General features: G+C 61.0%; 11 protein-coding genes. 5 read left to right on the top strand and 6 right to left on the bottom strand.

The annotated features are described in order from the left end of the window. Window positions 1–317: 317 nt before the first annotated feature. Entirely contained in the window at window positions 318–1,313 is a 996-nt protein-coding gene (locus tag ACXX81_RS11290; protein ID WP_231423724.1) for a FecR family protein, read from the bottom strand. Between the two features lie 153 nt (window positions 1,314–1,466). On the opposite strand from ACXX81_RS11290, the gene ACXX81_RS11285 reads away from it, so the two are divergent. Continuing rightward, a complete protein-coding gene (locus ACXX81_RS11285; protein WP_003236351.1) occupies window positions 1,467–1,736 on the top strand; it encodes a PepSY domain-containing protein in 270 nt (89 codons plus the stop codon). Between the two features lie 21 nt (window positions 1,737–1,757). Here ACXX81_RS11285 and ACXX81_RS11280 read toward each other — a convergent pair whose 3' ends face one another. Continuing rightward, window positions 1,758–6,896 carry a dermonecrotic toxin domain-containing protein gene (locus ACXX81_RS11280; RefSeq protein ID WP_458571690.1) on the bottom strand — a complete coding sequence of 1,713 codons (5,139 nt, stop codon included), beginning with the start codon at window positions 6,894–6,896 and terminating at the stop codon, window positions 1,758–1,760. A 169-nt stretch (window positions 6,897–7,065) separates the two neighbouring features. Here ACXX81_RS11280 and ACXX81_RS11275 point away from each other — a divergent pair, with 169 nt between their 5' ends. Then, window positions 7,066–8,103, top strand: coding sequence for an Ldh family oxidoreductase (locus ACXX81_RS11275; protein WP_209981580.1), 1,038 nt, complete (start codon window positions 7,066–7,068; stop codon window positions 8,101–8,103). A gap of 33 nt (window positions 8,104–8,136) precedes the next feature. Here ACXX81_RS11275 and ACXX81_RS11270 read toward each other — a convergent pair whose 3' ends face one another. Beyond that, window positions 8,137–8,457 (bottom strand): ElaB/YgaM/YqjD family protein, encoded by a 321-nt coding sequence (locus ACXX81_RS11270; protein WP_017738628.1) that lies wholly within the window; start codon window positions 8,455–8,457, stop codon window positions 8,137–8,139. A gap of 163 nt (window positions 8,458–8,620) precedes the next feature. Between ACXX81_RS11270 and ACXX81_RS11265 the strand changes: the two genes are divergently transcribed. After that, on the top strand, window positions 8,621–8,875 hold the full coding sequence (locus ACXX81_RS11265) for a hypothetical protein (RefSeq protein ID WP_057009320.1): 255 nt from the start codon (window positions 8,621–8,623) through the stop codon (window positions 8,873–8,875). 744 nt (window positions 8,876–9,619) lie between these two features. On the opposite strand, the gene ACXX81_RS11260 is transcribed toward ACXX81_RS11265, so the two are convergent. The 3 genes from ACXX81_RS11260 to ACXX81_RS11250 form a co-directional block, all read right to left on the bottom strand. Next, window positions 9,620–10,081 (bottom strand): LEA/WHy family protein, encoded by a 462-nt coding sequence (locus tag ACXX81_RS11260; RefSeq protein ID WP_209981582.1) that lies wholly within the window; start codon window positions 10,079–10,081, stop codon window positions 9,620–9,622. Window positions 10,082–10,093: 12 nt separating this feature from the next. Continuing rightward, window positions 10,094–11,521 (bottom strand): nucleobase:cation symporter-2 family protein, encoded by a 1,428-nt coding sequence (locus tag ACXX81_RS11255; protein WP_209981584.1) that lies wholly within the window; start codon window positions 11,519–11,521, stop codon window positions 10,094–10,096. Between the two features lie 74 nt (window positions 11,522–11,595). Then, window positions 11,596–12,729, bottom strand: coding sequence for a Gfo/Idh/MocA family protein (locus ACXX81_RS11250; protein ID WP_458571689.1), 1,134 nt, complete (start codon window positions 12,727–12,729; stop codon window positions 11,596–11,598). 313 nt (window positions 12,730–13,042) lie between these two features. On the opposite strand from ACXX81_RS11250, the gene ACXX81_RS11245 reads away from it, so the two are divergent. Together ACXX81_RS11245 and ACXX81_RS11240 are read left to right on the top strand one after the other, a co-directional pair. Next, window positions 13,043–14,083: a WD40/YVTN/BNR-like repeat-containing protein gene (locus tag ACXX81_RS11245; protein WP_458571688.1), complete on the top strand. Its 1,041-nt coding sequence runs from the start codon at window positions 13,043–13,045 to the stop codon at window positions 14,081–14,083. 15 nt (window positions 14,084–14,098) lie between these two features. Continuing rightward, window positions 14,099–16,474, top strand: coding sequence for an efflux RND transporter permease subunit (locus ACXX81_RS11240; RefSeq protein WP_231423732.1), 2,376 nt, complete (start codon window positions 14,099–14,101; stop codon window positions 16,472–16,474). Window positions 16,475–17,121 lie beyond the last annotated feature (647 nt).

The raw sequence follows: 17,121 nt of genomic DNA, 5'->3' as shown, positions 1-17,121 counted from the left end.
TGGCAGTCCTTAGTCGTCGCGCTGACCCTAAACAGCGCTGACAGACGTAGAGCAGAAGGCGTGCCGCTTTTTATTTAACGTTTATATTCAAAAGGTTAGATTTTTTTGTGGGCAAAGTGATGGCCATGCTGTTTCAGGGATGAGACAGCGCTGAGGCGATGTCGCAGATCCAGTGCCGCCTGTGAGCTGTCTCAAGGATGAAACACTGCCCAGGGCAAAACCATGAATCCGCTCAATACGGGCGATTGCAGGCGGGGAAGTGTTTCAAAAATGGACACATCAGGCGCAGGCGGGCCCGCGATGGCTGGCGAAAAGGCTCAGCCCTTGGGGGCTTTACGCGGAATGGAATTGAGTACGGGATTGCCGTCCTGGTTCTGGGTCAGGTAGACCGGCAGCACCTTGGGCAGGGAAGGGATGAGGTTGTTGACCTCATTGATGTTGTAGATGCCGCCGATGCGAATCGCCCCGGTGGGCGTGTCGGCCAGCATCACCGGCTTGCTCAGGTAGCGATTGATCAAGGGCAGCGCATCGGCCAGGGCCAGATTATCGAGTACCAGCTTACCCTGGCGCCAGGCCAGCGCCGAGTCGCCGGGGTTGATCGCGCGGAGCTTGGGTGTTGCATCGCCATGCTGGTAGCTGGCCTGCATTCCCGGGGTCAGCGGCACGCTGCCGTGCACCGTGTCGCTGGAAATCTGCACCGAGCCCTCAAGCAGCATCACCCGTACCTGGTCTTCATATTTCCACACGTTGAACTGAGTGCCCGTCACACGCACCCGGCCGTCGCCGGCCCGCACGATAAACGGGTGAGCGCTGTCATGGCTGACCTTGAAAAACGCTTCGCCCCTGTTCAGCGTCAGTTGACGCTGATCCCTGTAATTGGCGTAGACCAGTTGCGTGCCCAGGTTCATTTCCACCTGGCTGCCATCACCCAGGGTGACTACGCGTGCGTCATTGGTTGTTTCGAAGCGTTCATAGGCGTTGGGCAGCCAGCCGGCTTCCCAACCGGTGAACGCTGCCAGCGGCAAGGCTACCAGGCAAATCGCAGCGGCGACTGCATAGGTGCGCAATCGGCTACGCGGTTTGAACCGCACCACGACAGGCTGGGTTTGAGGGCGGGGCAGGTGCTCGGCAACGTCCCAGATCTCCAGCATGGCTGCGTATTCAAAGGCGTGCAGTGGATGAGCGTCATGCCAGCGCTGGAAAGCCTGGCGCTCGGCGCCGGTGCAGTCGGCCGCATGCAGGCGCATGCACCACTGCGCCGCGGCGTCGGTGATGGCGTCATATTCTGCTTCTGAAACGGAATTTTCGCTCATTGACTCATCCTGATTTCCCACATTCTAACCTCCCCGAGCGGACGGCGAGAACAGCATCATGGCGAATGCACATCAATTGGAACTTATTCTCGTTGGCGCGCACCTAAAAATTTCAGGACTTGAGTCTGTGTTTCCCACGATGGAGTAACCAATATGCTGAAGAAAACCCTCATCGCGCTATGTGCAACCTCCGCCCTGCTGAGCGCAGGCGCTGCGCTGGCCGACAAGCCGGGCGCCGGCTGGATCCCGATTGAAAAAGCCATCGAAGTGGCCAAGACCAAGGCCGGCTATGTCGAAGTCTATGCGGCCGAAGCCGACGACAACGGCTACTGGGAAGTCAAGGGACGCAAGTCCGACGGCGTCGTGTATGAAGCCCGCATCGACGGCGCTTCGGGCAACGTCCTGCGTGATCAGAAAGACTGATCGACCGCGCCGGGAGCCTGTTCAGGCTCCCGCATCCAACGTGCGTCCCAGGTGGGTGATCAGGTAGGTAATGGAGTCTGCATTGGCCAGGATGGTGTCGATGCGCTTGTCGACGTTACTCATGAACACTGACCGCGCATCCTGCAACGTTTTTGTACCGGTGGCACTCAGCACCTTGTCCTTGAGTGAAGTACTCGAAGTGCTTTTGCCGAAATCTTCCCACGTCTGGCTGAATTCGTCCCACGTCCTGAACAGCGTCGAGGCTGGCGTCAGCGTCGACAGCGCGGTTTCACGCAAGTCCGTCAGCGTGGTCTTGAGCTGCGTGGCGCCTTTGATGTTGACGTTGATCAAGTCAGGAAACGGTCGCATCGAGTCCAGGTAGGCCAGGTCTTCAGTGTCGCAGGTTATGTGGGTTATCTCGTGGATCAGGGTGGCCGCACGTGCATGGGCGGCAATGTCGAACGGCGCGTTGAGACGGTTCTGATAGACGTCCAGCAGCGGGTCGAAAAAGCGGTCCATCAAGTAAATCCGGCGTTCTGCTTCGCCAGGCAGAATGAACGCGCAAGCATCCGCAGGGTTGTAACGGTCGGTGCCACTGACAAAGCGCATGGAGTCGGGTGTGATCAGGCTGGGGTTGATCAGCTCATTGAGCACTTCGTCAATCCGGCGCTCGATCCGCCCCAATTGGTCGGGGCTGAGGGTACCGACGCCGAACATGTCGCCAAAAAACAAGCCGCACCGGCTCAACGGATCACGTGAGGGGGCGAAGTGCAGAATGTTGCGTTTGCAGGTCACGGCGTAGTACGTGGCGACATTCAATGCTTCGTTGATACAGCGCGCCTTCCAACTCGACACGGCGCTGATTGCGCGCATGCCAATCGCCTCCACGTTGATGCCATGCTGCTCGGCAGTAGGAGGGTAGTAGCGATCGGCAAGGCGGGACAGGACCTTGCCATAGCGGGGGGTGTGTCGGTTCAGGTCAAGCACCCATATGCCCTGGCTATTGCGTTGTATCCAGGGGCCGCGATCCTCGGTAGCACCCAGTCGCCAGTGCTCACCGGCTTTGCTCACGGCGTATACCTTGCCCGCAGCGGGCACAAAGTGGCGCTCTCCGTACTTCTCTCCGTAGGTGTGGGTCTGCGCATTCAGGTTCAGGGAGTCAAGCGAAACATCCTGGCCTTCAAACTTCTTCAAACGCGTGCGCGCAGGGGCTGTCACTTTGTAGGTGTCCAGAGTCATCGCTTTGGGCGGTGAGGCTGCTGGCCATTGTTCGAGCGACGACGGCTGTTTGGCCGCAGGCAAGCCAGGCAACGGCGCGTCCAGTTCATCGCGCAGGGCGGCCAGTTGGGCCACGCCGGCGATAAAGGTCTTGAGTGCACTTGTCCAACGATGCTCTTGCAGGTCTTCGGCTGAGGCCTTGAACAACGTATAACTGCGCCACACCACCAGCGGGTAGGCGAGCTTGCCCGCCATGAACGCCAGGCCTCTGGGGATAGCCTCGCTCAGCAGGCTGCTCACCGCATCCCACTGTCGTTGCCCCGATGGCGTGAACTGGCAGGTCAGCATCCGGTTGAGCATCTCGCGGTTGTCGTCGAACAACCGATGCAGCAGATTGCCGCTGACGGGCGACGCGCCCAGATGAATGTCCGCGTTCGGCCGACGCAACAGATTGCGATAGGTCGTCTGATGAGCCGTTTGCATCTGGCCGATCACCCAGTCCTGCAATGCGCCGGGGGATGTGAACTCATGCAGCAGTTCGGTTTCGTCCTTGTACTCTTTCAATACGTGCCGGGTGCTGTAGGGCGCGTACAGCACCAGGGGATCGGCTGCCTCGGCACCGATCAGGTAGCAGCCCAGGGCCGCGACTACGGAGGCGCCCTTGGTGGCGATCAGCTCCAGCGGTCGAATCAGCGCCTTCGCACCGCTGACGGCGGCACGGGCCACGGCATCGGGCATGTCAAAGGCTTGCTGGAGCAGGCGCCAGGCCGCGTCCGACAGGCGTTCATTGAGCTTTTGTTCGTGGGCGTACTGCAGCAGTTGCCAGGGCAGCTGCCGGCAGAAGAGTTGGCGGCGCACGCGCGTGTCGTCGGTGTTGCCGTTGAGGTGGGTGGCGAGCAACGTCTGGTAGATACTCTTCAAATCCAGCTGCCGCACCAGTTGCACCACGGCGTTCCCGTCCAGCGTGGCGGGCAGCCCGGTGGCAGCACGCGATGTCGGCCGGATATCCTCGGCGCGCAATTGCGGCAGATGGCGCATGGCGAAATCCGTCAGGGTCTGCGTGTGGCCCTGCAGCTCGATGCGTGGCGTGATCAGCACGTGCTCCGGGTCTGTCGCGTGGTCGGGAAAGCGCGCTGCAAGCAGGGCTTTCAGCGTGCTCCCGACTTTATCGCGCAGGGGCGTGATGCCGTGCAGATAGTCGCGCTCCTGCGGCGCGCTCAGGCGGTACTGTTCGAGCAGTTCGGCATGCAGGCGCTGGTCTGCCTGCGCCGCCATGCCCAGCCATACCGGTAACGCCTGCTGGTTGATCAGGGCGTGGGCGATGTTGATGGCTCGGTCCAGGTTGGATGGCGGCGCGCGGCGGATCAACGCGTCCATACAGTCCTGAAAGCGTTGTGCTCCCAGCCTCATCGACAGCAGGTGGTCGATCTCGTCCAGCACGAAGCGGCTATAGGTGGACTGGCGATTGTTGACCAGATGATCATCGATACGCTGCAATGGGCCCAGCATGAAACGCTGGTGGGGCACACGCCTGGACGGCGGCAGGTGCTCAACCAACGTCCAGCGTTCACGCTCATCCTGTACACGTCGGTCGAGGGTATCGCGCAAGGTCTTGACCGAGGCAAACCCCTCATAGCCACGCCCTGGCGTCCAAAGTATGGCCGCACCGGAATGCTCGGTGTCGATGCCGCCGCGTTCGGTCAGTACAAAGCAGCTGGTCAGTGGATCGGTGCGGGTTCCGACGCTCAGGCTCAGGCCGTAGGCGTCCGGGATAAACCCTTTCAGGCCATGCCGTGTCAGCCGGGTCATGCTCTCGTTGTTGAGCACACTGCCCAGCAAGGCGACGTGAGTGGGGCCAAGGGTACGTGACAGGCGCCTGAGGTGCGCTTCGCCGCTCAAGCCATCGAACAGCCCCTGGGCCGGATGTGCCTTGTTGTTGTCGATCAGCACATGGGGGAGTGTGCGCAGGTCCCTGTCGACGAAGCTGCTCAGCACCTTGTCGATGACTGTATTGAAGCTGGCGACCGTCACGTTGGGTAATTTCAACGCAGTGCCCGCTTCAGGCTTGCCGTAAAACCCGCGCACCGCCGACTGACCAAGCGCGTCAGCCTGCCCGGCCAGGCGCGCAATAAAGTGCGCGACCATGCCGATTGAGGTTTCAGGCACGCGCCTCTCGCGTTCTCCTGCCGGCGTGGAATAGGTATTGAGGTAGACGTCATCGGCCTTCAGGTTCGTATGCCCTTTGGCCATTTCCGCATCCAGTGCATGGGCGGCCAGATCGCGCAGCGTCAACTGCTTGCTGCGTTCCAGTGCCAGCGCATCATGCACGGCACGCATTCGTTTGAGCTGCAGCTTGGCCTTTTCCGCCAATACCGTACTCGGTCGTCCATTGCCGCTGGTGACTGGGTGCACGCTCCAGTGTCCGCCAGCGTCGTGCTCCATCAGCCGGCTGTCGAGCATGATGCGAACGTCCAGGGCGGTATCGAGCAGGGCGCCCAGGTTGATGGTGCCGACGCTGCGCCGATACAGGCCCAGCGCATGCTCCAGGTTGCTGAACTGTTTGGCCGCAATGTCCTTGATCATGTCCTGGAAGACATCGTCGGCGACAGGTTTGCCGGTGACTTGCACCTGATCCATGTCGATAAACACGCTGCGCTCATCCAGCGACAGAAAATTGAGCAGCTCATCTTCATGCCCGGCCGTCTTGAGCATGGCCTGCAGCATGCCCTTGAGTTCTTCCACGTTCTTGAGCACCTGCAACCCCCGCGATTGGGTATAGAAATACGCGTGGGAGTTGCTGATCAGCAGGGTGCTGGCCAATTCAACGTAATGTTGATAGGGCGCATGAACCTGAACCTTTTCTATTTTCAGGGTGCTTGCATAGGTGCTGCGCGCGGCCTGGTCTGCGAGAAATATCGCGCGCAGCGTCTGGCTTTCTTCAGTGCTCACGATCTGGTCCTGGTGCTTGAACAGCAGGTCGACGCGAAACTTGTCACTGATCACCCGCGCGAAAAACTGCAGGCGTGACTGACCGTCCCGGCAGTCTTCGTTCCAATAGGTTTGCAGCAGGCTGTGCAGCAAGGTCGAGAGAATACCGCTGGTTTGCGCGACCAGGCTGTCCCAGTTCTGCTGGTCTTTGGCCTGTTGCTGCAGGGTATGCTGGCGGGTGTCGTGGCCGAGATTGGCGAACGTGCGGGTCTGGTCCGTGGGCCAGCCCTGACGGCCGTAAAACTGCAGAAGTGCCTCGCGCAGGGGCATGGAGGCGCCCAGGCGATGTTCCTCATCGGTGGCGACCCTGGCGAGAAAGTCCACCCGCGTGTCGCTCTGGTCAAGGCTGGGAAAGTAGCGCCGCGCCATGATGTTGAGCAGCGTGTCGAGCATCCAGCGCAGGGTGGGGAGCTTGCGCAACTGGTCCAGCATCGCGACGACGTTTTTCTGTTGCGCGTCGAGAATGCCCTGGCGCTGGTCCGCCATCACGGCGCCGGGGACGGCGGCGGTGCTCACGATCAATGGATCCTTGCCCGGCAAGGCGTCACGCTCATCGATGGCCAGAAACTGCAGCAGCTCTGCACGCTGGCCGGGCTGTTTCAAGCGTTCCTCCACGCCCTCAAGCAGGTCGGCACGGCTGTCGAACAACTCCAGGCCGCCATAGGGCGTGAAGAGCAAGGCTTTAGCGTCGTCAGGTGTCGGGCTCATGATGAAGGCGCCGGCCAGCACTAGTGCGGGCTGGTCGCTGAGATTGACCAGCAGCCGTTCCACGTTCATCGGGTAGTCGCGTGCTTCGTTGTTCTGGCGCGCCGCGTCCGTGGCGTAATACAGGGTCAGCAACCAATCAAGGTCCTTGACTGAAAACCCCAGAGTACGCTCGCGTTCCGAGGGGGTCTTGCGACTGACGGGGCGTTGAAACTCATCGAAAAAGTAAGGCGGGTTCACCTGGGTCATGGCGCGCGTTCCATTTGCGGGGCTGTCATCAGTGCGCACCGTAATGGCAGGCGCAGTGCCAAGGGTGTTACATATCTGAAGCAGACATTGACAGCAGCCACGGGCCGCGTTGTTTAATCGACGATGTGGATTCTTGTTGTTTCTCCCAATTATAAAATCGGAGCTACAGATGTCTGCCCAGTCCCCGATCGTCGACCTTCCTTGCGCGCTCATCGGTTTCAACGACCTGGTGGCGTTGCTGCACGCCCTGTTCATCAAGCACGGCACGTCAGCCGAGGTGGCGGCCATCCTGGCTCACAACTGTGCGAGCGCCGAGCGCGACGGCGCCCACAGCCATGGCATTTTCCGTATCCCCGGTTACCTGAGTACGTTGGCCAGCGGCTGGGTCAATGGCCATGCGGTGCCGCTGGTGACGGATGTGGCCTCCGGCTTTGTGCGGGTAGACGCCTGCAACGGGTTTGCCCAGCCCGCCCTTGAAGCCGCGCGTACGCTGCTGGTGGACAAGGCCCGCAGCGCCGGCATCGCCTTGCTCGCGATCCACAACTCCCATCACTTCGCCGCACTGTGGCCGGATGTCGAGCCCTTCGCCGAGGAAGGTCTGGTGGCGCTGAGTGTGGTCAACAGCATGACCTGCGTGGTGCCCCATGGCGCCGACCGGCCGCTGTTCGGTACCAACCCCATCGCGTTCGCCGCACCGCGTGCCGACGGGCCGCCGATTGTGTTTGACCTTGCCACCAGCGCCATCGCCCACGGCGATGTGCAGATCGCCGCACGCAACGGCGAGCGCTTGCCGCCGGGCATGGGGGTCGACAGCCTGGGCCAGCCTACCCAGGACCCCAGGGCAGTGCTTGAAGGCGGCGCGCTGTTGCCATTCGGCGGGCACAAGGGCTCGGCGTTGTCGATGATGGTCGAGCTGCTGGCGGCGGCGTTGACGGGCGGTAATTTTTCCTTCGAATTCAACTGGGCGGATCACCCGGGCGCACGCACGCCCTGGACCGGGCAATTGCTGATCGTGATCGACCCGAGCAAAACCGCCGGGCAAAGCTTCGCCGAGCGCAGTCAGGAGCTGGTGCGGCAAATGCATGCAGCAGGGTTGCGGCGGTTACCGGGTGATCGGCGTCATCGCACGCGGGCGAAGTCGCTGGAGGCGGGTATCGAGATTGACGCGAAGGATCTTCAGCAGTTACGGGAGCTGGCGGGAGAGTAAAAGGGGCTGCGCAGGGCGCGCAGCCCCCGGCAATCAGTTGCGACGACCCAGCAACAGGCCGACCACCAGACCGAAGCCTGCGGAAATCGCCACGGTCTGCCACGGATGACCACCGATGTAGGTCTCGGTGGCATCCACCACCGGCTTGCTGCGCTCGCGCACGCTGGAGACCGAGTCCAGGGCCTGCTTGAGTTTGATGGCGACCTGCTCACGCAGGGTTTCGCCTTCTTCGCCCACCAGGGCTGCGCTGCTTTTAAGCAGCTTGTCGGATTCTTCGATCAGCGCCGTCAGTTCACTGAACGCTTGATCCTTGATTTGTTCTTCGACGGCTTGGGCAGCGGTTTTGCGGGCCATTGGGTGACTCCTTGCAGGTGAATGTGACAGTGAACAATGGAGTGTCCGGCGTCGGCAAAAGTTGCAGTTTTTTTGCCTGCAGCCGGTTTGGAGCAAAATCCGGATCAGGATATTTCGACCCACGGTGTAAGATGGCACCTATTTGTGCAGCAGGTAATTCAACATGAGCTTCAATCTCGCCAACAAGACCCTCGCCGAACGTGCCGAGCTGGAAGATGAAAAGTCCCGTCTTTATGACCTGTGGCAAAGCAACCTGGGCAAGGCCAAGGGCGAAGCTGCGCGACTGTTCGGTGAGCGCGCCAAGCGCAAGGGTAAATGGGCCGAATGGGTGCGTGCCGAGCTTGACGGCATGTCGCCACCGGAGTTCTCCGGCATGGTGCGCAGCGAAGTCAACAAGCTGATGGCTGCGGCTAAATAAAACACGCCACAATGGCCTCGCGCAGCGTGGGCAGCGGCGAGTCAAACCACGGCTCTGTGGCGAGCGGGCTTGCCCTGATGCCGTTCAGTTAAGGAAAATTTGCGGGCTTATTGTGGCGAGCGGGCTTGCCCCGCGTTGGGGTGCGAAGCGCCCCCAATCAAGCAAAACGCGGTGTACCTGATACGGCCCAGCGCCTGGCTTTGGGGCTGCTGCGCAGCCCAACGCAGGACAAGCCTGCTCGCCACAGGGAATCTGCGCTTGTGGGCTTATTGTGGCGAGCGGGCTTGCCCCGCGTTGGGGTGCGAAGCGCCCCCAATCGAGCAAAACGCGGTGTACCTGATACGGCTCAGCGTCTGGTTTTGGGGCTGCTGCGCAGCCCAACGCAGGAAAAGCCTGCTCGCCACAGGGAATCTGCGCTTGTGGGCTTATTGTGGCGAGCGGGCTTGCCCCGCGTTGGGGTGCGAAGCGCCCCCAATCAAGCAAAACGCGGTGTACCTGATACGGCTCAGCGCCTGGCTTTGGGGCTGCTGCGCAGCCCAACGCAGGACAAGACTGCTCGCCACAGGGAATCTGCGCTTGTGGGCTTATTGTGGCGAGCGGGCTTGCCCCGCGTTGGGGTGCGAAGCGCCCCCAATCAAGCAAAACGCGGTGTACCTGATACGGCTCAGCGCCTGGCTTTGGGGCTGCTGCGCAGCCCAACGCAGGGCAAGCCTGCTCGCCACGGGGATAGATCACTCTCTTGTTTTACCAAGTCGCCGTGTTCGGCAGATTCAGCGTGCCACGGTCCACAAAGCGCAGGGTGCCGAACAGCCCACCCGCCAGTTTGCCGCGCAGCACGTATGGCAGGTTGTTCAGGCGTTGGGTCTGGCTCAGGCCCAGGGTCTGGCGCAACACGGAAAACGCTGAAACGCTGACCGGCACGGTCAGAACGGTCTCGGAAAAACGTGGGATGTTGCCGTCTTGATCACTCACCCCTGACGCCAGCGGCCGCCCGTTGACTTCCAGGTCCAGCGCCACGCCGTTGTAGTCAATCGCCGTTTCATTGGGGTTCTGCACCCGCAGTTTCACCGCGAAGCGCACTTCCAGGTCCTGGCTCTGCAGCGGCTCGATGCCCACCACGGTGATGTTGACCGGATCGCGATGGGGAAACAGCGCGCACGCGCTCAAGGTCAACAGCAGTAACGATAGAACCATGAGCTTGCGCATGTGAACCTGCTCCTATTTCGTGACGTCCGGGTCCTGCATCACCTTGAGGGTGGATGACTCCGGATCAAATTCGTCGTCTTCCAGCGCGATGAACGTTTCGGGCAGGAAGATGTTCAGCAGGATTGCACAGAACGCGCCCACGGTGATCGGCGATTCGAAGATGTCGTGCAATGTCTTGGGCAGGTCGCGCAGCACTTCGGGCACGGCGGCAACGCCCAGGCCCATGCCAAGGGAAATCGCCACGATCAGCACATTGCGCCGATGCAGGCCGGCTTCGGCGAGGATCTTGATGCCGGCCACCGCCACGGTACCGAACATGATCAGGGTGGCGCCGCCCAGCACCGGCTTGGGCATCAATTGCAGCACCGCGCCGATCATCGGGAACAGCCCCAGCAGCACCAGCAGGCCGGCGATGAAGTACGCCACGTAACGGCTGGCCACGCCGGTCAGCTGAATCACCCCGTTGTTCTGTGCGAACGTCACCATCGGCAGGCTATTGAAAGTGGCGGCCATGGCTGAGTTGAGCCCGTCGGCCAGCAGGCCGGATTTGATCCGCTTGATGTACAGCGGGCCCTTGACCGGTTGTTGGGAAATCATCGAATTGGCTGTCAGATCGCCTGCCGCCTCCAGCGGCGAAATCAGGAAGATCACCGCCACCGGGACAAACGCCACCCAGTCAAACGAGAAACCATATTTGAACGGCACCGGCACGCTGATCAACGGCACCTGGGGCAGGGCGGCCATGTCGACACGGCCCAGCCACCAGGCGACGACGAAGCCAAGGGTCAGGCCGATCACAATCGAGCCCAGGCGCAAAAACGCATTGTTGAAGCGATTGAGCACCACGATGGTCAGCAGCACGAGCGCGGCCAGCCCCATATTGCCGGCTGCGCCCAGATCATTGGCGCCAAAGCCGCCGGCCATGTCGGTGACCGCCACCTTGATCAGCGACAGCCCCATCAGAGTAATGATGGTGCCCGTCACCACCGGTGTGATCAGCTTGCGCAGCTTGCCGATGAACTGACTGAGCGCCACTTCGATAAACGCTGCGAAAAAGCACACGCCAAAGATTGTCGAGAGAATTTCATCCGTACCACCGCCGCGGGCCTTGACCAAGAAGCCCGCGCTGAGAATCACGCTGATAAACGAAAAACTGGTGCCCTGCAGGCACAACAGCCCCGAACCGATGGGGCCGAAGGTGCGCGCCTGCACGAAGGTGCCCAGCCCCGAGACGAACAGCGCCATGCTCACCAGGTACGGTACTTCGCTTTCCAGGCCCAGCACGCCGCCGACGATCAGGGTCGGTGTGATGATGCCGACGAAGCTCGCGAGCACATGCTGCAACGCGGCAAACACCGCCGCGGTAAAGTGCGGACGGTCTTCGAGGCCGTAGATCAGCTCGGATTTATAGCGCGGACGGGGGGCTTGAGCGTCAGACAAAATGCGGGCTCGGGTCAGAAAAGGGAGGCGCAGGATGCCAGAAAGTCCTCAGCGTCTTAAGTGTAAAAAGATATTTAAGCTCCCGGCTCGCCGCTCACCTCGCTGATCCTGACCCAACGTTCCTCGCGGGCCGCCGTACGAATCGCCGCCGCCAGCCGTTCCACTTCCCACGCATCGTCAAAATCGCTGCCATCTGCGCCCTGGCCCGCCAGCGCCATGATCAACTCCTGCACTTCCAGGGTCTTCAATTCGTTGTAGCCCAATTGATGTCCCGCCGCCGGGCTGAATGCGGCGTAGCCGGGCAGATCGGGACCGGCCAGCACCCGTTGAAAGCCCATTTGGCCGGCACGATATACGCGCAGTTCATTCAAGCGTTCCTGATCGAACGCCAGGGTGCCTTCGGTGCCGCTGATTTCAAAACTCAGGTGGTTTTTATAACCGTGCTTGAGCCAACTGCTGCTGACCGTACCGCGCGCACCGTTGGCGAAGCGCAGCAGCGCATGCACCTGATCATCCACTGCGATGGCCTGGAACGTGTCGCTGCCTCTGACCGCCGGGCGTCGGCTGTGCACCGTGTGGGTATCGGCACACACGCTGACCACCTCACCGACCAGGTAGCGCGCCATCGACAATAAATGACTGCCCAGGTCCGCGAGGGCGCCACCGGCGTGTTCCACCTCGCAGCGCCACGACCAAGGCGAGGCCGGATCGGCCATGAAGTCTTCGCTGAACTCGCCCTGAAAGCTGATGATCCGGCCCAGCTCGCCATTGGCGATCATCTGCCGCGCCAGCCCGATCATCGGGTTGTGCTGATAGTTGTAGCCCACCCGCGTGATCACGCCTGCGGCACGGGCAGCCTGGCGCATTGCGTCGGCCTGCTCGAGGCTGACGGCCAGGGGCTTTTCACAATACACCGCCTTGCCCGCCGCAATCGCGGCCATGGCCATGGGGTAGTGCAAGTGGTTGGGCGTGGTGATGGCGACGACGTCAACCCTGGGGTCGTTGATCAACGCTTGCCAATCACCCTGGGCCTGGCCAAATCCCCAGGCTTTGGCGCAGCGCTCGGCGCGTTCACCGTCGGCATCGGCCAGGGCGACCAGCTTGAGCTGAACCGGCAGGTCGAACACTGACCGGGCATTGTTGAATGCCAGCGCGTGGGCGCGCCCCATGAAGCCTGTGCCGATCAAACCGATTCCGAGTTCGCGCATCGCCGTGGTCCTTGGATTTTTATTTTCAGGAGCGCTATTAATGGAATAAATATTCTCTTAATTCAATACATGGAATAAAAATTCATTGCTGCCCAATCAATCACTCTGGCGAATGCGGCTATATTCAGACGCTGACGAAAAGCCACTAGTTAACAAAAGATAACGTACCGCCGATTGTCAGGCGATTCCAAAGCCCGCTAGGATGGCCCGTGCTTGCTTCAGGCGCTCTAGATTGCAGGTTTCAGCGCCCGGGAAGACGAGACGACCTGACAAAAAATAATAATGGGGAGAAAGGTCTATGAGTGAGCCTGTCATGGCTTGGGTTGTTTGCCGCCCACGCGCCGCACGCAGGGTTGCGATGCTGGCCACAGCGCTCTCGCTGCTTGGCGCTGTCGCGTTGTCGACCGCCGTCCAGGCCGCCAGCGATACCACCGCGCCAGCGGTGTCTGCGATTGAGTCCCCCAAGGCCGTCAAGGGCCTGATGATCGATGTGGTGCACGCCGGCAGACGTCTGGTGGCAGTCGGTGATCGCGGGCACATCCTCTATTCCGATAATCAGGGCAGCACCTGGACCCAGGCCAGCGTCCCCACCCGCCAGTTGCTCACGGCGGTGTTTTTTATCGACGACAAGCACGGTTGGGCGGTCGGCCACGATGCGCAAATCCTCGCCAGCACCGATGGCGGCGCCACCTGGACCCAGCAATTTCAAGACCTCAAGCGCGAAGCGCCGTTGCTCGACATCTTGTTCAACGATGCCAGCCACGGCCTGGCGGTGGGCGCCTACGGGGCGTTGATCGAAACCACCGACGGCGGCAATACCTGGACCGACGTCAGCGACCGCCTCGACAACGAAGACCAGTTCCACCTCAACGCGATCGCCGCCATCAAGGACGCCGGCCTGTTCATCGTCGGCGAGCAGGGCAGCATGTTCCGCTCCAGCGATAACGGCCAGACCTGGGAAAAACTCGAAGGCCCTTACGAAGGCTCGCTGTTCGGCGTGATTGGCACGGCGCAAGCGCAGACGCTGTTGGCCTATGGCCTGCGCGGCAATCTGTACCGCTCCAGCGATTTCGGCAGCACCTGGGAGCAGGTCGAGCTGAACGCGGCGCGCGGCGCACTGGAGTTTGGTTTATCCGGCGCCACCTTGTTGGCGGATGGCTCCATCGTGGTCGTCGGCAATGGTGGCAGCGTGGTCGTCAGCCATGACGACGGGCTGACGTTCAGCGTGTTCAATCGCCCGGACCGTATCTCGCTCTCGGCCGTCACGGCGGCGGGCAACGGCAATCTGATTCTGGTCGGGCAGGGCGGTGTGCGGGTTGCCACGCCGACCGGCGCCGAACCGACAAAACAATAATAAGGGCGGGAAAGCATGAGCAGTCATCACAACGATAAAGCGACCTTCCTTGAACGCCTGATCTTCAACAACCGCCCGGCAGTCATCGTGATCTGCCTGCTGGTGAGCATTTTCCTGTTCTGGCAGGCGACCCTGATTCGCCCGTCCACCAGCTTCGAAAAAATGATCCCGCTCAAGCACCCCTTCATCGAAAAGATGATGGAACACCGTAACGACCTGGCGAACCTGGGCAACACCGTGCGCATCTCGGTGGAGGCCAGGGACGGTGACATCTTCACCAGGGACTACATGGAGACCCTGCGCCAGATCAACGACGAGGTGTTCTACATCTCCGGCGTCGACCGCTCGGGCCTCAAGTCGCTGTGGAGCCCCAGCGTGCGCTGGACCGAAGTGACCGAAGAAGGCTTCGCCGGCGGTGAAGTGATTCCGCAGAGCTACAACGGCTCGCCGGCCAGCCTCGATCAACTGCGCAATAACGTGCTCAAATCCGGCCAGGTTGGGCGTCTGGTGGCCAACGATTTCAAGTCGAGCATCGTTGATATCCCGTTGCTGGAGTCCTATCCGGACCCGCAGGACCAGGGCAAATTGCTCGCCCTGGACTACCAGAAGTTTTCCCATGAACTGGAAGACAAGATCCGCGACAAGTTCGAAGCGCAGAACCCCAACGTCAAGATCCACATCGTCGGCTTTGCCAAAAAGGTCGGCGACCTGATCGACGGGCTGGTGATGGTGGTGCTGTTCTTCGGCGTTGCGTTCGTCATCACCCTGGTTCTATTGCTGTGGTTCACCCATTGCGTGCGCAGCACCGTTGCGGTGTTGAGTACCACCCTGGTGGCGGTGGTGTGGCAACTGGGCCTGATGCATTTTTTCGGCTTCGGGCTCGATCCTTATTCGATGCTGGTGCCGTTCCTGATCTTCGCCATCGGCATTTCCCACGGCGTACAGAAAATCAACGGCATCGCCCTGCAGTCCAGCGAGGCCGACAACGCGCTGACTGCCGCGCGGCGTACCTTCCGCCAATTGTTCCTGCCGGGCATGATCGCGATCCTTGCCGATGCGGTGGGCTTTATTACCCTGCTGATCATCGACATCGGCGTGATCCGTGAACTGGCCATCGGCGCCTCCATCGGCGTGGCGGTGATCGTGTTCACCAACCTGATCCTGCTGCCGGTGGCGATTTCCTACGCGGGCATCAGCCAGCGCGCCATCGCCAGGAGCAAGAAAGACGCGAACCGCGAACACCCGTTCTGGCGCTTGCTGTCCAGGTTCGCCAGCGCCAAAGTCGCACCGGTCTCGATCCTGCTGGCGCTGGTCGCCTTTGGCGGCGGCCTCTGGTACAGCCAGAACCTCAAGATCGGCGATCTGGACCAGGGCGCACCGGAGCTGCGCCCGGACTCGCGCTACAACAAGGACAACAACTTCATCATCAGTAACTACTCCACCAGCTCCGATGTGCTGGTGGTGATGGTCAAGACCAAGGCCGAAGGCTGTTCGCGCTACGAAGCCATGGCGCCCATCGACCAACTGATGTGGAAGATGCAGAACACCGAGGGCGTGCAATCGGCGATCTCGCTGGTGACCGTGTCCAAGCAGATGATCAAGGGCATGAACGAGGGCAACCTCAAATGGGAAACCCTGTCGCGCAACCCCGACGTGCTGAACAACTCCATCGCCCGCGCTGATGGCCTGTACAACAACAATTGCTCGCTGGCGCCGGTGCTAGTGTTCCTCAACGACCACAAGGCCGAGACCCTCGACCGCGCGGTGCACGCGGTGCAGGACTTCGCCAAAGAGAACAACAAGGACGGCCTGGAATTCATCCTGGCGGCCGGTAACGCCGGGATTGAAGCCGCCACCAACGAGGTCATCAAGGAGTCGGAACTGACCATCCTGATTCTGGTGTACCTGTGCGTGGCGACCATGTGCATGATCACCTTCCGCTCCTGGGCCGCCACCCTGTGCATCGTGCTGCCGCTGGTGCTGACCTCGGTGCTGGGCAACGCGCTGATGGCGTTCATGGGTATCGGCGTCAAGGTCGCGACCCTGCCGGTGGTGGCGCTGGGCGTGGGGATTGGCGTGGACTACGGCATCTACATCTACAGTCGCCTGGAGAGCTTCCTGCGCGCGGGTCTGCCGCTGCAAGAGGCGTACTACCAGACGCTCAAGTCCACGGGTAAAGCGGTGCTGTTCACCGGCCTGTGCCTGGCGATTGGCGTGTGCACCTGGATTTTCTCGGCGATCAAGTTCCAGGCCGACATGGGGCTGATGCTCACCTTCATGCTGCTGTGGAACATGTTCGGCGCCCTGTGGCTGTTGCCGGCGCTGGCGCGTTTCCTGATCAAGCCCGAGAAGCTGGCGGGCAAGAAGGGCAACTCGTTGTTCGCCCACTGAGGCTAACATCAAGGTCTTTATTGTGGCGAGCGGGCTTGCCCTAATGCCGTTCAGTTAAGGAAAATGTGTGGGCTTATTGTGGCGAGCGGGCTTGCCCCGCGTTGGGGTGCGAAGCGCCCCCAATCGAGCAAAACGCGGTGTACCTGATACGGCTCAGCGCCTGGCTTTGGGGCTGCTGCGCAGCCCAACGCAGGACAAGCCTGCTCGCCACAGGGAATCTGCGCTTAACTGAACGGCATTAGGGTTTGCCCTAATGCCAGTCGGTTAAGCGCAGCTCCCCTGTGGGAGCGTCGGTGCGACGATTCGACTTGCCCGCGAAAGCGGTGGGTCTTCAACATCAATGTTTGCTGGGCCGACGCCATCGGGAGCAAGCCCCCTCCCACATTTTTTACAGCGTTCGGCAGACCATTTCGGTCGGCTCTCAGGCCGCCGCGCTTTTGATCTTGATCTTAGGCACACCGAGCCTGGGCGAGGTGCCGAGTGTTGGGGCAAGAGCGTTTTGCTTACTTTTGCGCTTTTCAAAAGTGAGCCGCCGTAAGGGCGGAACCCTAAGTTGCCGTTACCGCAGAAACGGATAGGTACACCGAAAAGTCGCACCGCTCATTGCTTCGAGCATCACACTGGCTTAACTGTGGCGAGCAGGCTTG

It is taken from the genome of Pseudomonas sp. GNP013 (genome assembly GCF_054343995.1).
Note: the sequence above shows the minus strand (reverse complement) of the source record. Positions and strands in the feature narration are given on the sequence as shown.

Coding starts and splice junctions, on each gene's coding strand:
- ACXX81_RS11290 (WP_231423724.1), bottom strand. CDS start 1,313: ATGAGCGAAAATTCCGTTTCAGAAGCAGAATATGACGCCATCACCGAC.
- ACXX81_RS11285 (WP_003236351.1), top strand. CDS start 1,467: ATGCTGAAGAAAACCCTCATCGCGCTATGTGCAACCTCCGCCCTGCTG.
- ACXX81_RS11280 (WP_458571690.1), bottom strand. CDS start 6,896: ATGACCCAGGTGAACCCGCCTTACTTTTTCGATGAGTTTCAACGCCCC.
- ACXX81_RS11275 (WP_209981580.1), top strand. CDS start 7,066: ATGTCTGCCCAGTCCCCGATCGTCGACCTTCCTTGCGCGCTCATCGGT.
- ACXX81_RS11270 (WP_017738628.1), bottom strand. CDS start 8,457: ATGGCCCGCAAAACCGCTGCCCAAGCCGTCGAAGAACAAATCAAGGAT.
- ACXX81_RS11265 (WP_057009320.1), top strand. CDS start 8,621: ATGAGCTTCAATCTCGCCAACAAGACCCTCGCCGAACGTGCCGAGCTG.
- ACXX81_RS11260 (WP_209981582.1), bottom strand. CDS start 10,081: ATGCGCAAGCTCATGGTTCTATCGTTACTGCTGTTGACCTTGAGCGCG.
- ACXX81_RS11250 (WP_458571689.1), bottom strand. CDS start 12,729: ATGCGCGAACTCGGAATCGGTTTGATCGGCACAGGCTTCATGGGGCGC.
- ACXX81_RS11245 (WP_458571688.1), top strand. CDS start 13,043: ATGGCTTGGGTTGTTTGCCGCCCACGCGCCGCACGCAGGGTTGCGATG.
- ACXX81_RS11240 (WP_231423732.1), top strand. CDS start 14,099: ATGAGCAGTCATCACAACGATAAAGCGACCTTCCTTGAACGCCTGATC.